This is a genomic window from Stenotrophomonas sp. GZD-301 (genome assembly GCF_049310345.1).
In the GTDB taxonomy this organism is placed as follows: Bacteria; Pseudomonadota; Gammaproteobacteria; order Xanthomonadales; family Xanthomonadaceae; genus Stenotrophomonas.
In genome coordinates, this window is record NZ_JBMOWY010000032.1 from 136,310 (window position 1) to 150,546 (window position 14,237).

A 14,237-nucleotide genomic window follows, 5' to 3' on the forward strand; every position below is an offset into this window, starting at 1 on the left:
CGTCGGCAGCTCAGCGCTTGCCGTCTTTCTTGATCATCGCGTCGATGCGACCGGCGCGCGCTTCCGAGCCCGGGTGCGAGGACATCAGGCCACCTTCGCTGGACAGCTTGCGGAACATGCTGGCCAGTGCGGCCGGGTCGTAGCTGTGGCGCTTCATGAAGCGGTAGCCGTACTCGTCGGCCGCGCTCTCTTCCTTCTGCGAGAACTGCGCGTTGACGAAGCCTTCGGCCAGTTCGCCGAGCTGGCCCTGGGTGAGCTGGGCGATGTTGGCGTTGCCCGACGCGGCCAGGGTGTCGCGGCCGGCCGAGGTCAGCATGGCGGTCCGCATCTTGGTCTTGCTGTGGCCCAGCTTGACGTGGCCGATCTCATGGCCGATCACGCCACGCACTTCATCGTCCGAGGCCATGTCCATCAGGCCGGAGTAGACGCGCACGCAGCCATTGGCCATCGCCCAGGCATTGACGTCCTCGGTCAGGTAGACCTTGAAGTTGAGGCTCAGGCCGTCTTCGTTGGCCAGGCCGGCGGTGATCTTGGCCAGGCGCTGGGCGTAGGGGTTGTTGGCCGGGGCGACCTTGTTTTCCTTGTCCATGTAGACGCAGGCCTGGTCGGCCGCCTTGGCCACGTCCTGGTCGGACAGGGTCAGGGCCTGGCCGGCCTTCAGGCCGGTGCTGGACAGTTGCTTGAGATCGAGGGCCGAAGCGGTGCCGGCGGCCAGGCAGGCGATGACCAGCAGGGCGGCCGAGGATGACTTCCTCATCAGGGTAGAACTCCATGTGATTGCAGGGGCGGCCGGGCGTCCTGCGGGGGCAGGGCTGGCGCGGCCGGCGGGAAGTCTACCGTTGTGGCCGGGATACAGGCGCGATCTGCGTCGAATTCTTGACGCAACCCGCCCCTTCGTGTGCCCGGCGCGCGCTTCACCCCGGCGTGAAGGGCCCGGATGGGCTATCATTGGCAGTCTTTTCGCACGCATTAACTGCCGACATGATCGAGCTCAATCCTGTCCGCCAGCGGATCACCGATCTCACCGATCGCGTGCTCTCGCTCAGGGGGTATCTTTGACTACGACGCCAAGAAAGAGCGTCTGGAAGAAGTAACCCGGGAACTGGAAAACCCGGATATCTGGAACAACGCCGAGTACGCCCAGAACCTGGGGCGCGAGCGCGCCAACCTGGAAAAAACCGTCGGCGGCATCGCCTCCATCCTGGACGGGCTGGCCGAGTCCGGCGAGCTGCTGGAGCTGGCTGAGAGCGAGCAGGACGAAGATACCGCGCTGGCCGTGGTCGCCGACCTGGACAAGTACCAGAAGCACGTGGAACAGCTGGAATTCCAGCGCATGTTCTCCGGCCAGATGGACAACGCGGCCGCCTTCGTCGACATCCAGGCCGGTGCCGGTGGCACCGAAGCGCAGGACTGGGCCGAAATCCTGCTGCGCATGTACCTGCGCTGGTGCGAGTCGCGCGGCTGGAAGACCGAGCTGATGGAAGTGTCCGGTGGCGATGTCGCCGGCATCAAGTCGGCCACGCTGCGCGTGGAAGGCGACTACGCCTATGGCTGGCTGAAGACCGAAACCGGCGTGCACCGCCTGGTGCGCAAGTCGCCGTTCGATTCGGACAACCGCCGCCACACCAGCTTCACCTCGGTGTTCGTGTCCCCGGAAGTGGACGACAACATCGAAATCGACATCAACCCGGCCGACCTGCGCACCGACGTGTACCGCTCGTCCGGTGCCGGTGGTCAGCACGTCAACAAGACCGAGTCGGCGGTGCGTATCACGCACATCCCGACCAACACGGTCGTGGCCTGCCAGACCGGCCGCAGCCAGCACCAGAACCGCGACAACGCGATGAAGATGCTGGCCGCCAAGCTGTACGAGCTGGAAATCCAGAAGCGCAACGCCGAGCGTGACGCGGTGGAAGCCACCAAGTCCGACATCGGCTGGGGCAGCCAGATCCGCAACTACGTGCTCGACCAGAGCCGTATCAAGGACCTGCGCACCGGCATTGAGCGCTCGGACACGCAGAAGGTGCTGGACGGCGACCTCGACGAATTCGTCGAAGCCAGCCTGAAGTCCGGCCTGGCCGTGGGTGCCAAACGCACCGACGCCTGACCGTCGGGGCCGCCACGCGCGGCCCCGATCCGTTGTACCCCCGGCAACGCCCGGTTTCGCAATTCCCCCCGACCATCGGCATGATGGCGGGGACCCAATCCCCCCCCCGACACACACAGACCCACGCCATGAACGATCAGACCGCCGCGCCGCAGCCCCCCGTCGACGAGAACAGCCTCATCGCCGAGCGCCGCGCGAAACTGACCGCGCTGCGCGGGCAGGGCATCGCCTACCCGAACGATTTCCGCCGCGAACAGTTCGCCGGCTCCCTGCAGGCCGAGTTCGCCGACGCCGAACAGTGGACCGCCGACGCGCTGGAGGCCGCCGACCGCCACGTGAAGATGGCCGGTCGCCTGATGGCCAAGCGCGTGATGGGCAAGGCCAGCTTTGCCCAGATCCAGGACGAATCCGGGCGCATCCAGCTGTTCCTCCAGGGCAGCACCCTGGGCGATGCCTACACCGCCTTCAAGGGCTGGGACGTGGGCGACATCATCGCCGTCGAAGGCGGCCTGACCCGGACCAAGACCGGCGAACTGTCGGTCAAGGCCACCAGCATCCGCCTGCTGACCAAGTCGCTGCGCCCGCTGCCGGACAAGTGGCATGGCCTGGCCGACGTGGAGCAGCGCTACCGCCAGCGCTACGTCGACCTGATCGTGACGCCGGAATCCCGCGAGGTCTTCATCAAGCGCTCGCGGATCATCCGCGCCATGCGCGCCTGGCTGGACAACCGCGACTTCCTGGAAGTCGAAACGCCGATGATGCATTACATTCCCGGCGGCGCCACGGCCAAGCCGTTCACCACCCACCACAATGCGCTGGACCTGGACCTGTACCTGCGCGTGGCCCCGGAGCTGTACCTCAAGCGCCTGGTCGTGGGTGGTCTGGAGCGGGTGTACGAGATCAACCGCAACTTCCGCAACGAAGGCGTCAGCACCCGCCACAACCCCGAATTCACCATGATGGAACTGTACGAGGCCTACGCCACGTACAACGAAGTGATGGACCTGACCGAAGGCGTGATCCGTGACGTGGCCAGCAAGGTGCTGGGCACCACCACGGTGGAGTGGGACGGCGCCACCATCGACCTGGCCCCGGCGTTCCGCCGCTGGCGCATGGACGAGGCGGTGCGCCACCACAACCCGGAGATCAGCGCGGCCGACTGCACCGACCGCGATGCGCTGGCTGCCCACTGCGAGCGCCTGAAGATCCGGATCAAGCCGTCCTACGGCTGGGGCAAGCTGCTGCTGGAGATCTTCGAGGCCACCGTCGAGCACACCCTGGTGCAGCCGACCTTCATCACCGACCACCCGGTCGAGGTGTCGCCGCTGGCCCGCGCCAATGACGACCAGCCCGGCTACACCGACCGCTTCGAGCTGTTCATCAACGGCAAGGAACTGGCCAACGGCTTCTCCGAGTTGAATGACCCGGAAGACCAGGCGGCCCGGTTCCAGGCGCAGGTGACGGCCAAGGAAGGCGGCGACGACGAAGCCATGCATTACGACGCCGACTACATCCGTGCGCTGGAGTACGGCATGGCTCCGACCGGCGGCCTGGGCATCGGCATCGACCGCCTGGTGATGCTGCTGACCGGCAGCAGCTCGATCCGCGACGTGCTGCTGTTCCCCTACATGCGCCCGGAAAACTGAGAACTGCATTCCGGGTGGTCCGGGAGGCCCACCCGGGTGGGCTTCCGCTGGCGTGGCCGCACGCGTATGGTTTCTGCGTGGGCTATTGCGATGTTCGGGGGTGATAGCCACTGACCATGATGGGGCGGCGCGGTGCGTGACATGCGCATCACACTGTGACGACGATCATGAACTGGGCGATCATCACCGGAGGCGGGACTCATGCAAGGTGCCAGTGTGCAGAGCGGCGGGGTATCCTCTTCGCTGCATGTTCCAGTGTGGTCCAGGAAGACGGCGGAAGCAGCCTTGAATATTGTCATCGTAGACGATCAAACGTCCGCGCGAACCATGCTGCGCCATGTCATCGAGGACATCGCGCCGGAACTGAGCGTGCACGACTTCGGCGATCCGCTGACGGCGCTGGCCTGGTGCGAGTCGCATCCGGTGGATCTGTTGCTGCTCGACTACCGCATGCCGGAGATGGACGGGCTGGAGTTCGCCCGTCGGTTCCGCCGGCTGCCCAAGCACCGCGACATCCCGGTGATCCTGATCACCGTGGTCGGCGACGAACCGATCCGCCAGGCGGCGCTGGAAGCGGGCGTCATCGACTTTCTGGTCAAGCCGATCCGGCCGCGCGAATTGCGCGCGCGCTGCTACAACCTGCTGCAGCTGCGCCAGCAGTCGGAGAACGTCAAGCAACGCGCGCTGTCGCTGGAACAGCGCCTGCTGGCCAGCATGCACGAGGTCGAGGAGCGCGAACGCGAGACCCTGTCGCGGCTGGCGCGCGCCATCGAGTTCCGTGATGCGGGCACCAGCGCGTACCTGGAGCGCATGGCGCATGTGGCCGGCCTGATCGCCGAGCAGCTGGGTCTGCCGGAGGAGGAGGTCAAGCTGATCGAGATGGCCGCCCCGCTGCACGACATGGGCAAGATCGCCATCCCCGATGCCGTGCTGCTCAAGCAGGGCAAGCTCAACGAGGAAGAGCTGGTGATCATGCGCCGGCACCCGCGCATCGGCTACGAACTGCTCAGTGGCAGCCAGAACCGTTTCATCCAGGTGGGTGCGCTGATTGCCCTGCGCCACCACGAACGCTACGACGGCAGCGGCTATCCGGACGGACTGGTGGGCGATGCGATCCCGCTGGAGGCCCGGATCGTGGCGGTGGCGGACGTGTTCGACGCGCTGATCTCGCCACGCCCCTACAAGGAGGCGTGGAGCATGGAGGCGACCCTGGCCTACCTCTACGCCCAGCGCGGGCGCCTGTTCGACCCGCGCTGTGTGGACGCACTGCTGCGCGGCCGCGAGCAGCTCGATGCGATCTGTGCCCAGCACTCCACGGCGTCGACGCGCCCGGGGATGTGACATGCAGCGTCTGTACCAGCGGCTGAAACACAGGCTGGCGCAACGCCCGGATACCGAGCACGGGCAGGCCATCGTCCGCATCGTGCTGATCACGCTGATCCTCACCTACGTGGCCATGCCCGGGGTGCGCAACGACCTGCCACCCACCCAGTACCACGGCGTGCTGGCCATCGTGCTGACCGGCCTGGGGCTGTCACTGGGGCTGTTCGGCTGGCTGCTGGCGCGGCCGGGGCGCTCGGACCCACGCCGCGTGGCCGGCATGCTGGCCGATTACGGGCTGATCGCGGCGGGCATGGTGCAGATGGGCGAGCCGTTGGCCTGGGTCTACATCGTGGTGATGTGGGTGACCGTGGGCAACGGCATGCGCTTCGGCAACAACTATCTCTACGTCGCTGTCGCAATGGCGCTGGTCAGCTTCGGCAGCACCGCGGTGATGACCCCGTACTGGCAGCAGAATGCGCGCCTGGCGTTCGGCCTGTGGCTCGGGCTGGCGGCGGTGCCGCTGTATTTTTCAACCCTGCTGCGCCAGCTGACCCACGCGATGGACGAGGCGCGCCGGGCCAGCGAGGCCAAGAGCCGGTTCCTGGCCAACATGAGCCATGAGTTCCGCACACCGCTCAACGGCCTGTCGGGCATGACCGAGGTGCTGGCCACCACGCGGCTGGACGATGAGCAGCGCGAGTGCGTGAACACCATCCAGGCCTCGTCGCGCAGCCTGCTGGCGCTGGTGGAGGAGGTGCTGGACATCTCGGCCATCGAAGCCGGCAAACTGCGCGTGACGGCCGAGGATTTCTCGCTGGGCGACGTGATCCAGGCGATCGGCCTGATCCTGCTGCCGCAGGCCAAGGCCAAGCGCCTGGATTACCGGGTCAGGATTGCCGAGAACGTGCCGCCGCTGCTGCGCGGCGACATCGGCCATCTGCGCCAGATCCTGCTCAACCTGGCCGGCAACGCGGTCAAGTTCACCGACCACGGCAAGGTCGAGATCCGTGTGGCGGTGCTCAGCGCCGATGCGCAGGGCGGGGTCCGGCTGCGGTTTGACATCATCGACACCGGCATCGGCGTGGCGCCGGCGATGCGGCCGCGCCTGTTCGAGGCGTTCGAGCAGGCCGACGTCAGCATGGCGCGCCGCCACGAAGGGACCGGGCTCGGCACCACCATCGCCAAGGGCCTGGCCGAAGCGATGGGCGGCGATATCGGCTATGACGACAATCCGCCGCAGGGCAGCCGCTTCTGGGTGGAGCTGCCGTTCGCACCGCCGCGGGTGCCGCTGGGTACGGTCACCCCGGCCCTGGTCGGTGACGGCGAGCAGGACGGCAACGGCAATGTGATCGCCTTCGCCGACCCGTTCCTGCGCCACCGCGCACGCGTGCGCAGCATGCAGATCCTGGTGGCCGACGACCACGAAGCCAACCGCATGGTGCTGCAGCGGCTGCTGCAGAAGGCCGGGCACAAGGTGCTGTGCGTCAACGGCGGTGAAGCGGTGCTGGATGCAATGGCCGAAAGCGACTTCGACGCGGCCATCGTGGACCTGCACATGCCCGGCATGAGCGGCCTGGACATGCTCAAGGAGCTGCGCGTGATGCAGGCCGGCGGCGGGCCGCGCACGCCGGTGCTGGTGCTGAGCGCCGATGTGACCCCCGAAGCGATCCAGCGCTGCACCCAGGCCGGCGCACACACCTTCCTGGCCAAGCCGGTGGTGGCGGTCCGCCTGCTGGACACGTTGGCCGACATCGCGTCCAACGGGCAGCTCAAGGCCAGTGCGCCGATCGTGCGCACCGCGACCCAGCTCGATGGAGTCCTCGACCCGGGCGTGCTGGACGAGCTGGCATCACTGGGCATGGGCGACGGCTTCGAGCGGGAGTTCATCCGCCAGTGCCTGACCGACGCCGATCAGTGCGTGGCGGTGGCCACCGCCGATGGCGAGCGTTCGGACTGGGTGCACTTCCGCGAGCAGGCGCACGCCATCAAGGGCGTGGCCAGCAACCTGGGCCTGGTGCGCGTGGCCAACCGCGCCGGCGACCTGATGCGCATGGCCGACTGGCAGCTCAAGAGCGAATGGCGCCAGCGTCTGTCGGCGCTGCAGGGCGGCATCAAGGAAGGCCGCCAGGCGCTGGATGCGCGGGCCCGCCAGCGCGCGCGACCCAGCGACAACGACAGCGACGTGCGCTGAGCCCTCACTCCGTCGGCGGTGCACTGCTCGCTTCAAGGGCGCTCATGTCCAGACCTGCCGCCTGAAACCGTGCCACGGCGGTCCGCAGGCCGTCCGTGTCGTCGCGGGTTGGTCCCGCACGCCGGATGGCCTCGGCGCAGGTGCGGTGATCGGTGCGGCATTGCTCGGGGTGTTCAAGCCGCGCGGCGGTCATCGCAATCACCACCGCCATGTGCGGAATGGCACGGACCGGCGTGCGTTCGCCGCGGTAGAACGCCGCGAACTGCTGCCGCACCCTCGACGCGGCGGCGGCGGCACCCGGGGCGGAGGCGTCCGTCGGCGCGAGAAGCGACGTCTGGCCCCCCTGTTCAAGCGTGCGCACCTCATCGGCCAGCACGGTCTCGAGAATGAATGCCTCGACCGCGCTGGGCACGTCGTCGGCCGCGAGCGCGTCGGCCACGGGGGCGATGACCAGGAGTGCCGTACACAGGAGCATGCGCATGCGGCGCGGCTCCAGATCACATCGCTGCGGAGACATCAACATCGGTCCTTGAGGATGATGGGGGAGGGCACCATACAGCCGCGCGCCTGATCGGGCCAGCCCGGGTGCGGCGGCCGGGCGACAGTGGTGAAAAGCGCCATAAAAAAGCCCGGCAGCGGCCGGGCTTGAACAACAGCAGGGGAGGGTGGAACTCAGGCGACGTCAAGGGTGGCGCGGCGGGTCTGTGCCTTGATCAGGCGGTCCATCGTGCGCAGCGACTTGTCGCCCAGCGCCAGGGCCGAGTCGACCCACACCTTGGTGATCTCCAGCAGTTCGTCATACCGCACGGCCTGGGCCAGGTTGCGTGCCGCGTTCATGGCCAGGTAGGAGTGCGGAATGCGCTGGTGCTGGCGGATCAGGTCCTCGACGGCCTTCACGCCCTGGCCCTTGGGCACCAGCACGTCCACCACGCCCATCGCGTACATTTCCTCTGCGCTGTACACCCGGCCATCCAGGATGATCTTCTCGGCCAGCTGCGGGGCCACCCGCTTGCACAGGAACGAGTAGGCACCCATGCCCGGGAACAGGCCGAACAGCACCTCCGGCAGGCCCATGCCGCAGCCTTCCTCGGCCACGATGGTGTGGCAGGCCAGGGCCATCTCCAGCCCGCCGCCCAGCGCATCGCCCTGGATCAGTGCGATGGAGCGGACGTCGCCGCCGAAGCCGGTGTGCAGGTGGTGCACGCCTTCCACGCAGCGCTGGGCGTAGGTGAGCAGACGGTCGCGGTTGCCTTCGCGGATCAGGCGGGTGAACAGGTCCAGGTCGCCGCCCAGGTTGTAGGCCGTGGCATCGGAGGCCAGTACGAAGTGGCGCAGCTTGCCGCTGTTGCGCTCGGCCGGCGTGCGCGTGATCGCGCTCATGTAGTTCCACATTTCATCCAGCATGTCCTTGCGGCAGCAGGGACGGACGCCGCTGGTGGCGTCGGCATGCATGAACAGCCAATGTGCGGCATCGTCGCCGGTGGTTTCAGTACGGATGGTGGCGTAGCGGTGGCTGACGGGCAGCTTTTCGATGGTGCTCATGGCGATTTCCTCAACGATGCGGGCCCGCAGGGAGGATGTTGTGGTCGGCGGGCCGGACGGGTCCACACGCGGCGATGCTACACCCCCCGGGCCTGCAGCCATGAAAAAGGCCTGCCCCGTCGCCGGTGCAGGCCCTGTTCGTTCACGATTGGCGCAAACCCTTACGGGGCGGGCGTATCGCGCAGTTCACGGCGCAGAATCTTGCCGACATTGGTCTTCGGCAGCTCCTTTCGGAATTCAACGATTCTGGGGTGCTTGTAGCCGGTCAGGTTCGCCCGGGCGTGTTCCTTGACCTGTTCGGCGGTCAGGTTCGGGTCCTTCTTGACGATGACGACCTTGACCACTTCGCCGGACTTTTCATCCGGTACGCCGACCGCGGCCACTTCGAGCACGCCGGGCATCATCGCGATCACGTCCTCGACTTCGTTCGGGTACACGTTGAAGCCGGACACCAGAATCATGTCCTTCTTCCGGTCCACGATGTAGAAGAAGCCCTGTTCGTCCATGCGCGCCATGTCGCCGGTGTGCAGCCAGCCCTCGGCGTCGACCGCCTTGGCGGTCTCCTCCGGGCGCTGCCAGTAGCCCTTCATCACCTGCGGGCCCTTGATGCACAGCTCGCCGACGTCGCCGGCCGGCAGCGTGTTGCCGTTGTCGTCCTTCACGCAGGCGTCGGTGGACGGGATCGGCAGGCCGATCGCGCCGTTGTACTCGGCCAGGGTCAGCGGGTTGATGCACGCCGCCGGCGAGGTTTCGGTCAGGCCGTAGGCCTCGACCAGAGTCACGCCGGTGACCTTCTTCCAGCGCTCGGCCACGGCGCGCTGCACGGCCATGCCGCCGCCCAGGGTGACCTTCAGCGAGGAGAAGTCGATCTCGTCGAAGCCGGGGGTGTTGAGCAGGCCGTTGAACAGCGTGTTGACGCCGGTGATGGCGGTGAAGCGGGTCGACTTCAGCTCCTTGACGAAGCCCTTCATGTCGCGCGGATTGGTGATCAGGTGGTTGCAGCCACCGAACTTCATGAAGACCAGGCCGTTCGCGGTCAGCGCGAAGATGTGGTACAGCGGCAGGGCGGTGATGATCCACTCCTTGCCCATCTCGATGCCCGACGCGGAGATCCACGCCGAGGCCTGCTGCATGTTGGCGACCAGGTTGCGGTTGGTCAGCATGGCGCCCTTGGCCACGCCGGTGGTGCCGCCGGTGTACTGCAGGAAGGCCACGTCGTCGTGGTCGATCTCGACCTTGGGCAGGGTGTGGCCGCTGCCGATCTTCAGCGCCTGGTTGAAGCGGATCGCGCCGCGCAGGCTGTAGTTGGGCACCATCTTCTTGATGTACTTCAGGACGAAGTTCACCACCAGACCCTTGGCACCGAGCATGTCGCCCAGGCCGGTGGTGATCACCTGCCGGATGGGCGTGTCGGCGATGACCTGCTGCACGGTGTCGCCGAAGTTGTCCACCACCACCAGCACCGCGGCGCCGGAGTCCACCAGCTGGTGCTTGAGCTCGCGCGCGGTGTACAGCGGGTTGACGTTGACCACGGTCAGGCCGGCGCGCAGCACGCCGAAGGTGGCGACCGGGTACTGCAGGCAGTTCGGCATCATCAGGGCGACGCGATCGCCCTTCTTGAGCTGGAGCTCGCCCAGCAGATAGGCGGCGAACTGTTCGACCAGCGCATCGGTCTCACCATAGGTGAGCACCTTGCCGAAACTGGAGTAGGCGGGGCGGTCGCGGAACTTGGCCACCGAGGTGTCGAAAACGGCCGACACCGAGTGGAACTCGTTGACGTCGATTTCGGCGGGTACGCCTTGCGGATAACTCTGCAGCCAGGGACGTTCCAGACTCATATTCCCCCTCCAGGAAACGTGGATGAAATGGTGCGATGACGGAGAGTATCCGTCAGTTCATGCCCCGGCAGCATACCGGGCCGAATGGAAAACGCGAAGGGCCGGTGAAAGCCGCGTGCACGCCAGGTGCAGACAGGGGCCGGCCGCCGCATGGATCTGCACGCATTCCTACAGACGCCACGGCAGGCCGCTGCGCAGAATCGGGTGCTTGACCCAACCAGGAGTTGCCCATGACAGGATTCCATGCACGGCGATGGCGCGGCGGTGCTGCGGCGATGGCAATGCTGCTCGCCTCGGCGGGCGCGCATGCGCAGGCGGCACCCGAACCGCTGCGCCAGCTCGACTTTCCGGTACTGGGGCGCGGCGAGACCGCGCAGTTCCGGGTGCTGGTGCCGGCCCACGCCGGCGGCGAAGGGACGTCCGCCTATGCGGTGCATGCGGTGATCCCCGGTTCCGGGAACGACCGCGGGTACCGGTTCTTTGCGGTGCAGTGCCCGGATGGCTTCAAACAGAATGTGCATGCCGACGACCACGGGGTGGTCTGCCACCTGGGGGGTGGGCTGCCGCATCCGGCATTCACCATGACCGTGAGCGTGCGCAACGTCGACGCGGCCGACGGCGAGACGCGCCAGGACGAAGGGCTGCGCGGTGTGGCGCTGTATGGCGCCGTCACCCGCGCGCCGTGGTTCCTGTACGGCGTGCGCCCTTGACCGGCGGGATGCCAGCGCGGCTGCGCTGGCATCTCCGGTTGTCCCCGCAGCAGGGGACAGGGGGCGGCGGCGGTCCAGGCGCGGCCTTACTGGGCCGCCAACTGGCGCAGCACGTACTGCAGCAGCCCGCCGTGCTTGAAGTACTCCACTTCCTTGGGCGTCAGCAGCATCACGTGCGCCTGGAAGCGCCTGGTGGTGCCATCGGCCCTGGTCGCGGTGACGGTGGCGGTCTTGCTGGCGCCGTCCTGCAGGTCGGTGATGTCGATCGTCTCCGAGCCGTCCAGGCCCAGGCTCTGTGCGTTCTCACCGGCCTTGAACTGCAGCGGCAGTACGCCCATGCCGACCAGGTTGGAGCGGTGGATGCGCTCGAAGCTCTCGGCCATCACCGCCTTCACGCCGAGCAGGTTGGTGCCCTTCGCCGCCCAGTCGCGCGACGAGCCGGTGCCGTATTCCTTGCCGGCAAACACCACCAGCGGCACGCCGTCGGCCTTGTACTTCATGGCGGCGTCGTAGATCGCCAGCTTCTGCGGCTCGCCGCCGCCGACGGGGAAGTACAGGGTGTTGCCGCCTTCCTCGCCACCGAACATCAGGTTCTTGATGCGGATGTTGGCGAAGGTGCCGCGCACCATGACGTCATCGTTGCCGCGGCGGCTGCCGTAGCTGTTGAAGTCGGCCGGCTGCACACCGCGCTCCTGCAGGAAGCGGCCCGCCGGCGAGTCCTTCTTGATGTTGCCGGCCGGGGAGATGTGGTCGGTGGTGATCGAATCGCCGAACAGGCCCATCACCCGCGCGCCGTGCACGTCCTCGATGTGGCCGACCTGCATGGTCATGCCCTCGAAGTACGGCGGGTTCTTGATGTAGGTCGAACTGCCGTCCCAGTCGTACAGGTCGCCGTCGGGCGACTTGATGGTGTTCCAGCGGGTGTCGCCCTTGAACACGTCGGCGTAGTTCTGCTTGAACATCTCCGGCCCGATGGTCGCGGCGATCACGTCGCCGATTTCCTTGTTGCTCGGCCAGATGTCGCGCAGGAACACCGGCTGGCCATCGCTGCCGGTACCGAGCGGTTCGGTGGTCAGGTCGATGTCGGTGGTGCCGGCGATCGCGTAAGCCACCACCAGCGGCGGGCTGGCCAGGTAGTTCATCTTCACTTCCGGGTGCACGCGGCCTTCGAAGTTGCGGTTGCCCGACAACACCGAGGTAACCACCAGGTCGCCGGCGGCGATGCCGGCGCTGACCTCGGTCGGCAGCGGACCGGAGTTGCCGATGCAGGTGGTGCAGCCGTAGCCGACCACGTAGAAGCCGATCTTCTCCAGCTCGGTCAGTACGCCGGCCTTTTCCAGGTAGTCGGTGACCACGCGCGAGCCCGGCCCGAGCGAGGTCTTGACCCAGGGCTTGCGGTCCAGACCCTTGGCGGCGGCGTTGCGGGCCAGCAGGCCGGCACCGATCATCACCGCCGGATTGGAGGTGTTGGTGCACGACGTGATCGCGGCGATGACCACCGCGCCATCCTTCAGGCGGAAGCGGGTGCCGTCCATCTCGACATCGGCATAGCCCTTGGCGAGCTGTTCGTTGCCGACGGCCGCGCCACCGCCTTCGTTGACGAACTTGGACACGTCTTCGTTGCGCTTGTCGCGGTTGGTGGTCAGCCCACCGAGGTTGTCGCGGTAGTTCTGCTTGACGTCTTCCAGCAGCACGCGGTCCTGCGGGCGCTTGGGGCCGGCCAGTGACGGCTTGACCGTGCCCATGTCCAGTTCCAGCGTGGCGCTGTAGCTGGCGTGCGCGGTCTGCGCGTCGTGCCACAGGCCCTGCGCCTTCGCATACGTCTCGACCAGCGCGATCTGCTCCTCGCTGCGGCCGGACAGGCGCAGGTAATTGAGCGATTCCTGATCGATCGGGAAGATGCCGCAGGTGGCGCCGTATTCGGGCGCCATGTTGCCGATCGTGGCGCGGTCGGCCAGTGGCAGGTGCTGCAGGCCTTCGCCGAAGAATTCGACGAACTTGCCGACCACCCCGTGCTTGCGCAGCATCTGGGTAACGGTCAGCACCAGGTCGGTGGCGGTGGCGCCTTCGGGCAGCTTGCCGGTGAGCTTGAAGCCGACCACCTGCGGGATCAGCATCGAGGACGGCTGGCCGAGCATGGCCGCCTCCGCTTCGATGCCGCCCACGCCCCAGCCCAGCACGCCGATGCCGTTGATCATGGTGGTGTGGCTGTCGGTGCCGAACACGGTGTCCGGGTAGGCCACGGCCGTGCCACCTTTGTCGGCGGTCATCACCACGCGGGCCAGATTTTCCAGGTTCACCTGGTGGACGATGCCGGTGTTGGGCGGCACCACCTTGAAGTTGTGGAAGGCCTTCTGGCCCCAGCGCAGGAAGCCGTAGCGTTCCTGGTTGCGCTGGAATTCGATCTTGCCGTTGAGATCCAGCGCGTCCGGCGTGCCGAACACATCGACCTGCACCGAGTGGTCGATCACCAGCTCGGAGGGAATCTGCGGGTTGATCTGCTCCGGGCGGCCGCCGAGCTTGACCACGGCGTCGCGCATCGCGGCCAGGTCGACCACGCAGGGCACGCCGGTGAAGTCCTGCAGCACCACGCGGGCGGGCATGAAGGCGATCTCGATGTCCGGCTCGGCCTTCGGGTTCCAGCGGGCGACGGCTTCGATGTGGTCGCGGCCCACGGTGGCGCCGCCGTCCTCATGCCGGAGCAGGTTCTCCAGCAGGATCTTCATCGAATAGGGCAGGTGGGAGATGTCGAACTGCTGTCCGAGCTTGGGCAGGCTGAAGTAGTCGTAGGTCGTGCCGGCGACATCCAGCTGGCTGCGGGTGGAGAACGAATCGCTCATGCGGGGTGACTCCTCTTGCGGATGGCTTGCATTGGCCGCC

10 protein-coding genes are annotated in these 14,237 nt (G+C 66.9%); 5 read left to right on the forward strand and 5 right to left on the reverse strand.

The window, feature by feature from the left end; genetic code table 11:
• Positions 1-10: 10 nt before the first annotated feature.
• A complete protein-coding gene (locus tag ACO6VK_RS09125) occupies positions 11-757 on the reverse strand; it encodes a M48 family metallopeptidase (RefSeq protein WP_422506560.1) in 747 nt (248 codons plus the stop codon).
• Positions 758-981: 224 nt separating this feature from the next.
• On the opposite strand from ACO6VK_RS09125, the gene prfB reads away from it, so the two are divergent.
• The 4 genes from prfB to ACO6VK_RS09145 all read left to right on the forward strand — a co-directional run bounded on the left by prfB (position 982) and on the right by ACO6VK_RS09145 (position 7,267).
• A protein-coding gene (gene prfB, locus ACO6VK_RS09130; protein WP_411850883.1) for a peptide chain release factor 2 occupies positions 982-2,107 on the forward strand; the annotation gives its coding sequence in 2 pieces (ribosomal slippage) (positions 982-1,056 and positions 1,058-2,107; 1,125 coding nt in all).
• Between the two features lie 128 nt (positions 2,108-2,235).
• Complete coding sequence (lysS, locus tag ACO6VK_RS09135) at positions 2,236-3,753, forward strand: lysine--tRNA ligase (RefSeq protein ID WP_422506561.1); 1,518 nt, start codon at positions 2,236-2,238, stop codon at positions 3,751-3,753.
• Positions 3,754-3,954: 201 nt separating this feature from the next.
• Complete coding sequence (locus ACO6VK_RS09140) at positions 3,955-5,094, forward strand: HD domain-containing phosphohydrolase (RefSeq protein WP_411850885.1); 1,140 nt, start codon at positions 3,955-3,957, stop codon at positions 5,092-5,094.
• A 1-nt stretch (position 5,095) separates the two neighbouring features.
• Positions 5,096-7,267 (forward strand): ATP-binding protein, encoded by a 2,172-nt coding sequence (locus tag ACO6VK_RS09145; RefSeq protein ID WP_422506562.1) that lies wholly within the window; start codon positions 5,096-5,098, stop codon positions 7,265-7,267.
• Positions 7,268-7,271: 4 nt separating this feature from the next.
• Here ACO6VK_RS09145 and ACO6VK_RS09150 read toward each other — a convergent pair whose 3' ends face one another.
• From ACO6VK_RS09150 to ACO6VK_RS09160, 3 genes are all read right to left on the reverse strand, one after another.
• Complete coding sequence (locus ACO6VK_RS09150; protein WP_422506563.1) at positions 7,272-7,748, reverse strand: hypothetical protein; 477 nt, start codon at positions 7,746-7,748, stop codon at positions 7,272-7,274.
• 191 nt (positions 7,749-7,939) lie between these two features.
• Positions 7,940-8,809, reverse strand: coding sequence for a crotonase/enoyl-CoA hydratase family protein (locus ACO6VK_RS09155; protein WP_422506564.1), 870 nt, complete (start codon positions 8,807-8,809; stop codon positions 7,940-7,942).
• Between the two features lie 161 nt (positions 8,810-8,970).
• A complete protein-coding gene (locus ACO6VK_RS09160) occupies positions 8,971-10,647 on the reverse strand; it encodes a long-chain fatty acid--CoA ligase (protein WP_422506565.1) in 1,677 nt (558 codons plus the stop codon).
• A 230-nt stretch (positions 10,648-10,877) separates the two neighbouring features.
• Between ACO6VK_RS09160 and ACO6VK_RS09165 the strand changes: the two genes are divergently transcribed.
• Complete coding sequence (locus ACO6VK_RS09165) at positions 10,878-11,357, forward strand: hypothetical protein (protein WP_422506566.1); 480 nt, start codon at positions 10,878-10,880, stop codon at positions 11,355-11,357.
• Between the two features lie 86 nt (positions 11,358-11,443).
• Here the strand turns inward: ACO6VK_RS09165 and acnA are convergent, their stop codons facing one another.
• Entirely contained in the window at positions 11,444-14,197 is a 2,754-nt protein-coding gene (acnA, locus tag ACO6VK_RS09170) for an aconitate hydratase AcnA (protein ID WP_422506567.1), read from the reverse strand.
• Positions 14,198-14,237 lie beyond the last annotated feature (40 nt).

Coding starts and splice junctions, on each gene's coding strand:
- ACO6VK_RS09125 (WP_422506560.1), bottom strand. CDS start 757: ATGAGGAAGTCATCCTCGGCCGCCCTGCTGGTCATCGCCTGCCTGGCC.
- lysS (WP_422506561.1), top strand. CDS start 2,236: ATGAACGATCAGACCGCCGCGCCGCAGCCCCCCGTCGACGAGAACAGC.
- ACO6VK_RS09140 (WP_411850885.1), top strand. CDS start 3,955: ATGCAAGGTGCCAGTGTGCAGAGCGGCGGGGTATCCTCTTCGCTGCAT.
- ACO6VK_RS09145 (WP_422506562.1), top strand. CDS start 5,096: ATGCAGCGTCTGTACCAGCGGCTGAAACACAGGCTGGCGCAACGCCCG.
- ACO6VK_RS09150 (WP_422506563.1), bottom strand. CDS start 7,748: ATGCGCATGCTCCTGTGTACGGCACTCCTGGTCATCGCCCCCGTGGCC.
- ACO6VK_RS09155 (WP_422506564.1), bottom strand. CDS start 8,809: ATGAGCACCATCGAAAAGCTGCCCGTCAGCCACCGCTACGCCACCATC.
- ACO6VK_RS09160 (WP_422506565.1), bottom strand. CDS start 10,647: ATGAGTCTGGAACGTCCCTGGCTGCAGAGTTATCCGCAAGGCGTACCC.
- ACO6VK_RS09165 (WP_422506566.1), top strand. CDS start 10,878: ATGACAGGATTCCATGCACGGCGATGGCGCGGCGGTGCTGCGGCGATG.
- acnA (WP_422506567.1), bottom strand. CDS start 14,197: ATGAGCGATTCGTTCTCCACCCGCAGCCAGCTGGATGTCGCCGGCACG.